At 43.2% G+C, this 5,625-nt stretch carries 4 protein-coding genes and 1 pseudogene; 3 read left to right on the forward strand and 2 right to left on the reverse strand.

Annotated features, from left to right (window positions below; genetic code table 11):
• Positions 1-29 precede the first annotated feature (29 nt).
• A pseudogene (locus ABD76_RS26110) lies at positions 30-1,264 on the reverse strand (IS110 family RNA-guided transposase).
• A 311-nt stretch (positions 1,265-1,575) separates the two neighbouring features.
• Here ABD76_RS26110 and ABD76_RS26115 point away from each other — a divergent pair.
• Together ABD76_RS26115 and ABD76_RS26120 are read left to right on the forward strand one after the other, a co-directional pair.
• Positions 1,576-2,109, forward strand: coding sequence for a hypothetical protein (locus ABD76_RS26115; RefSeq protein ID WP_197259872.1), 534 nt, complete (start codon positions 1,576-1,578; stop codon positions 2,107-2,109).
• A 765-nt stretch (positions 2,110-2,874) separates the two neighbouring features.
• Complete coding sequence (locus tag ABD76_RS26120; protein WP_197259873.1) at positions 2,875-3,771, forward strand: helix-turn-helix domain-containing protein; 897 nt, start codon at positions 2,875-2,877, stop codon at positions 3,769-3,771.
• Between the two features lie 62 nt (positions 3,772-3,833).
• Here ABD76_RS26120 and ABD76_RS26125 read toward each other — a convergent pair whose 3' ends face one another.
• Complete coding sequence (locus ABD76_RS26125) at positions 3,834-4,796, reverse strand: D-2-hydroxyacid dehydrogenase family protein (RefSeq protein ID WP_197259874.1); 963 nt, start codon at positions 4,794-4,796, stop codon at positions 3,834-3,836.
• Positions 4,797-5,123: 327 nt separating this feature from the next.
• Here ABD76_RS26125 and ABD76_RS26130 point away from each other — a divergent pair.
• Positions 5,124-5,625: IS630 family transposase (locus ABD76_RS26130; RefSeq protein WP_197256132.1), on the forward strand; the 502-nt coding region annotated here is incomplete at its 3' end.

The following is a 5,625-nucleotide window of genomic DNA, read 5'->3' on the forward strand; positions in this document are numbered from 1 at the left end:
ATTTTACCAACTAATGGGAAATATAGGGGTTATCCGGTGTCTCCTAGCTCTTGAATGTCCACTTTGTAGCCTAACTGTTGAATTTTTCGTATCCAGAAGTCGACGTCTTTCTCTTTTTTCGGTAAATAATCCGGCCCCAGTTCCTCATAGGGGACACCGGTGAGCAGCATAATAAAGATGATTCGTAGTAACAGGTGAGCCAGCGCCATGTTTGCTTTTTTCGGCCCTCGTCGTTTGACCAGCCGGTAATAAAAAGCGGACAATCTCGTGTTTTTTGTTTTGGTAGCGGCCCAGGCTGCCTGACAAAGCACGGACTTTAGACCTTTATTCCCTTTACGGGTTCTCGTGCTCTTTTTTTTCCTGCGCTTTCGTTATTGCCTGGACTCAATCCTCCCCAAGAGGCGAGGTGCCCTTCCGAAGGAAAGACCGACATGTCGGGTCCAATTTCCGCAAGGATGCTCGCCGCGGCATCCTTATCAATCCCCGGTATGGTATCGAGCAGTTCGATTTCCTTCTGGTAAGGGTTCAGCAGTTCTTCGATCTCAGCTTCCAAAGCTGCAATTTCTTTTTCCAAATACTCTAGATGGTCGTAATGCCTGCGGATCATCTTGCGATGGTGGGCCCGCACTCGTCCGTTCAAGGCGTCAACCAACTGCGGTACTTTTTTCTTGACTTGGGTTTTGACCATAGTTTTCACGTCTTCCGGTGACAGAACAACGCCGTTCATAACTGATTCCAGTAAAGCGCGACCTGAAACACCAAATACATCGCTGATATAGGTGGTCAACTTGATGTTCCCGTCTTGAAGAATTTTGTGGATACGGTTCTTTTCCGCTGTCGCGTCGTTGACTAGCTTCCGGCGATACCGGGTGAGATCACGCAAATCCCTGATATCTTCTGGTGGCACGAAGCTGGCTTCTATCAACCCGCAACGTAGCAATTGTGCGATCCAGACGGCGTCTTTCATGTCTGTTTTTTTGCCCGGCACATTCTTGATCCGCTGCGGATTGGCCAAGATAAGTTCGAACGAGTCTTCCAGCAGGTTCCATACGGGCTTCCAATAAACGCCGGTACTCTCCATCGCGACATGCGTACATTTCTGTTCCAACAGCCAATCATGGAGTTTTAGCAATTCCTTGGTCGTTGTTCCAAACGTTTTGATTTCTTGCTGTGGTTTCTTGTTGAGTGGCCCTGCCAGTACACAGGCGACGACCGTTTCCTGATGCACATCCAACCCTGCGCACCGTTCCAAAATCGCATCCATTCCAGCTTCACTTCCTTGCTTTTGGATTCAGCAGAACATGCAGCAACGAGAAGTGTACTTTTGTACACGTGCTCAGGGCAACAATCGGCGGTGCTCAAAGCTGCAATAGGCCCGTTTTCTGTACGGGATGTGACTCACCAAAAAAAATTCGACCTTTGATCTGCCTATCTTTATTTGCTCAGAAGAACTTCAAAATTACAAGTCCCCATTTTCATCCATCGTGGTGGCCGTCAGGCCGTGGGGGTTTTTCTGTGCGAACGATTTTGTTGGTTATGATTATACTTTTGGCAAGAAAGGGACGGGGGAAAACGATGCGTAACAAGAAAAACAAGAAAAATGTACTCCTTATTGGCGGAATGGCGGCGTCATTGCTTTTGAGCGGTTGTTCATCAGCCATAATAACAAGCCAGATTGCAGAAAGTGTCCAAGGTGTTGAGGAATCAGACGATATAGCCAATATCGTAGATGAGGCCATACGAAGCGCTGTCTGGGATGAAGTCGCTACAGAGATTGAGGAAGATGAGGATATACAAAATATAGAATGGGATGATGTCAAGGATAGTATGGCACAAAGAAAACAGAAAATAGAAGTTCGCTCCATTACGGATGACAGCGTATTGCATACGATCACAGACAATCAGCAAATCTTCGAATTTACAAAAAACCTGCATATTGTGCGTTGGAAATACCTGAGTTCCATCCCGAAAGATGCGAAAGACTTGCTTGTATATGTAACTTGGTCGGAAAAGACGAAAACGGTGTTTGGCAACAATTCGGGGGAACTTTACGAAACCAGTCGAAACACTTTATTTAAAAAGGATCCTCGCTATACGTTGTGGGAATAGTGTCGTTTTACCAGATCGATAGAGCGATTTGACATGGAGCCTCTGCGGGCATGAGTACTCGCGAAAGCCGCGAAGGGTAAGGACTTCGCGTTGCTAACCAGCTTATCATGCCCGCCCCTCCATATAAAATCGCAATCTAATTACCCCATTCAGAGTAGCGAGGAAGCTTTAAAAATAAGGATGGATACTATCTGCTGATGGAGGAACAAGCACATATTCCTTCCCTTTCCCCCATCCACAAGTCCTACTCTAAAGTGCCCGTGAATACGGCAGAATATCTGCTCTCTCTGGCAGGGGCAAAAAAGAAATAAAGAAATCGCCCCTGCATCGCATTCCATGCAACAGAGAGAGAATCAAACAGGTAATTCCTGGGCAAAATGTCCCGAAGTTGATGAGATTATGGACATAATGAAATGACGGCCCCGCCGTTACGCGGTTCTTACAAAAATCGCTGCGCGGCGGGTGATAATGCTCATAGAGAAGCCTGAGTTAGAAATTTAATGTTGGACAGGTAGTTCCAATACTGAAACGATTGAACTAAGTACCACTAGCACACTCATTGAGAAAAGACGAGTAACCATCTTCATTTTCCTCTCCTTTACCTATACTGGTGTTCCATAATCTATTCGTATGATACATAATTCTAAGAATTGATGTATTTGCAATTTTTGGGGCAATCACCTTATAATCTGGATATATCCGTCAAATTGTTTTATTTTATATGTGAGATTATTAAAATTTTTATGGGTCATAGGAGGTGTATCCATGTGGAAAAATATAGGACAAGTAATTAAAGAAGTGAGAACGTCGTTTCGCATATCACAGTCCCAGTTGGCTAAAGACATTTGTACTCAGGCCTTAATCAGTAAAATAGAGAAAGGAGAAACGATTCCTTCATTGGAAATTGGTTATAAAATCAGTAAGAAACTCCATATTCCACTTGATTTTCTATGTAAAATCATCCAATATCAAAATTTCAGTTATATTAAAGAACTCAATTATCAAATCAAATGCTTGTCCCGCGAGAGAAATTACACAGACATCTATTATCTCATCCAAAAAGAAAAGAAAAATCCAAATTACAACGATCCTTTACTTAAGCAATTGCTTTTATGGCAAGAAGGTGTCACTACATATTATTTAACAAAGGATTTTGAAGCAAGCATCCACCTCCTCAATGAGTCACTAAAAATAACCGCGTTTTCCGAAATTCACTCTGAACGAGAAATCGAGATTTTAAACAGCCTCGCTAACTTATACTTCGAAGAAGGTCAGTATGCTCCATCATTGGAGATATTCAACCAGATCCACGATAATATCAAAAAGAATGCGTTCTTCCAGGATTACACCATTCAAATCAAAGTACTCTATAACCATGCAAAGGTATTAACACGATTACATCAGTATGATAAGTCTAATCAACTGTGCCGAAAAGGAATAAAAATATGCAAGGCACATGAAAGCTCCTATCTTCTAGGAGAGTTACATTATCATGTAGGTTACAATTATTCGTGCCTTGATCTTCGGGACAAAGCCCTAAGCGAGTATGAAACAGCCCTTCATCTCTTTAAGCTGACCGACTTTCATTCTTTCTTCGAGCACACCCAGACGCAAATTTTAAAGTTAAAGGAAAGAGGAACTAATATAATGAAAGACAATTAACAAAAAACAGCGGCTGCCGGATATGTTCTCTCCGAACGACCACTGTTCTTATTACTGTACAATTATTTTATCTCGTTTTGGTTTACAATTCTTGTCGGACTGTCCATAAGAAAATACGATAAGATATTATTTACGGCATGTTTCATAAAAAGTTTGAACATATTATCTGTTTTCCACCCGATATGAGGAGACAAAATCACATTGTCCAACTCCAGAAAAGGGTGATTCGGTCTCAATGGCTCTTCAGTAAATACATCGAGTCCGGCTCCCCCTATACGATTATCACGTAAGGCTTGGATGAGAGCCTCCTCATCAATTACTTTTCCTCTGGATGTATTTATGAGGAAAGCATTTTTTTTCATCAGCTCAAAATGCTGTTCCTTAAGCAGATGCTTTGTCTCTTCTACCAATCTCACATTTAATGAAATATAGTCAGATTGCTTCAACAATTGCTCCAGTGGTATATAATCCACACCCTGTTCAGCTGCGCGTTCAGCAGTCAGCCGAGGCCCCCAAGCTACAACTTTCATGTTGAAAACGTTAGCGATCTGCGCAACTTTCGAGCCGATTTTCCCAAGTCCGATGATTCCAATCACTTTGCCCTCAAGGCCATAGCCATAGTCTTCCGTACATATTCCGCTTTTCAGTTTCTCATGATTTTTTATAAGCTTCCTGGAATAGGCGAGCATAAATGCGAATATAAGCTCTGCTACAGCACTTGAGCCTCCTGGAGTTGTTGCAACAGGAATTTTATATTGATTCGCTTCATTCATATCAATATGCGCCAAGCCCGAACCCGTTTGAGCTATAAGCTTGACATGTGGGATGCGCTTCAAAATATCCTTATCGAACTTGGTACGTTCTCGAATGGGAATGACAATATCCGCATGCTGAAGTCGTTCAATCAACGTTTCTCTAGAAGGCCGATCATGAAAGATTTCTACGTCAAAATGCTCCTTCAATCTAGCGACGTCTTCGTTGTCGCCATAAATGTGCTCCCAATCATCCAAAATGACAACTTTCATGGCCCCATCTTCCTTTCGGCTTTATTATAATCCTATGGCAGCTCTAGGTTGATGTAGTTGTTGATGTAGATTTTGCTTTGTATATTCTAGGAAGCACATAATACAACACCACTATTCCGCTCACTCCGCTTGCTCCCACCATGATGGTCATCATAACCGGGCCGGTTACTTTATACAAGTAAATCCCCATCGTTCCCAGTAATGTGCTTAACTTAACGCTTAATTTGTTCAACGCTATATAGAATAAACTATTGAACTTCCATAACAGGAGGGTTTTGTCCCATCATTGTCGAATTCAGAAATACCCTGAATGAGGCGGTGAATGAGATGGATAACAAGGAAGCGCTGGCTGCAGTTGAAGAACGAATAAGAACGACGAAGGATCGCCGCATGTACGAGCGACTTCAAACCGTACGTTTACGATTAATGGGCAAGTCTGTACGCGAGATTGCCACGATCATCTGTCGTTCGGAGAAAACTATTCGCCTTTACATCCGCGCCTATGAAAAAGAAGGGTTGTCGGGCTTGGCCATGCAATTCTCTCCCGGGCGATCCCCACGCCTGACGAAAGAACAGCGGGACGCATTGAAGCAAGTCATTGTGAACCAGGTGCCAGCAGACGTTGGATTCACCGCCAAATTCAATTGGACGTTGCAACTGATAGCAGACTACATTGAGCGTACGTATGGATGTACCTATTCGCTGCGCGGCGTTTCGAAGATGATGGAACATATGGGCATGAGCTATACGAAACCGACGTATACGCTTGCCGCTGCAGACCCTGTTAAACAACAACAGTTTGTCGAAGAAACGTTTCCGGCTCTAAAAA

It is taken from the genome of Paenibacillus dendritiformis (assembly GCF_015845845.1).
GTDB classification, from domain to species: domain Bacteria; phylum Bacillota; class Bacilli; order Paenibacillales; family Paenibacillaceae; genus Paenibacillus_B; species Paenibacillus_B dendritiformis_C.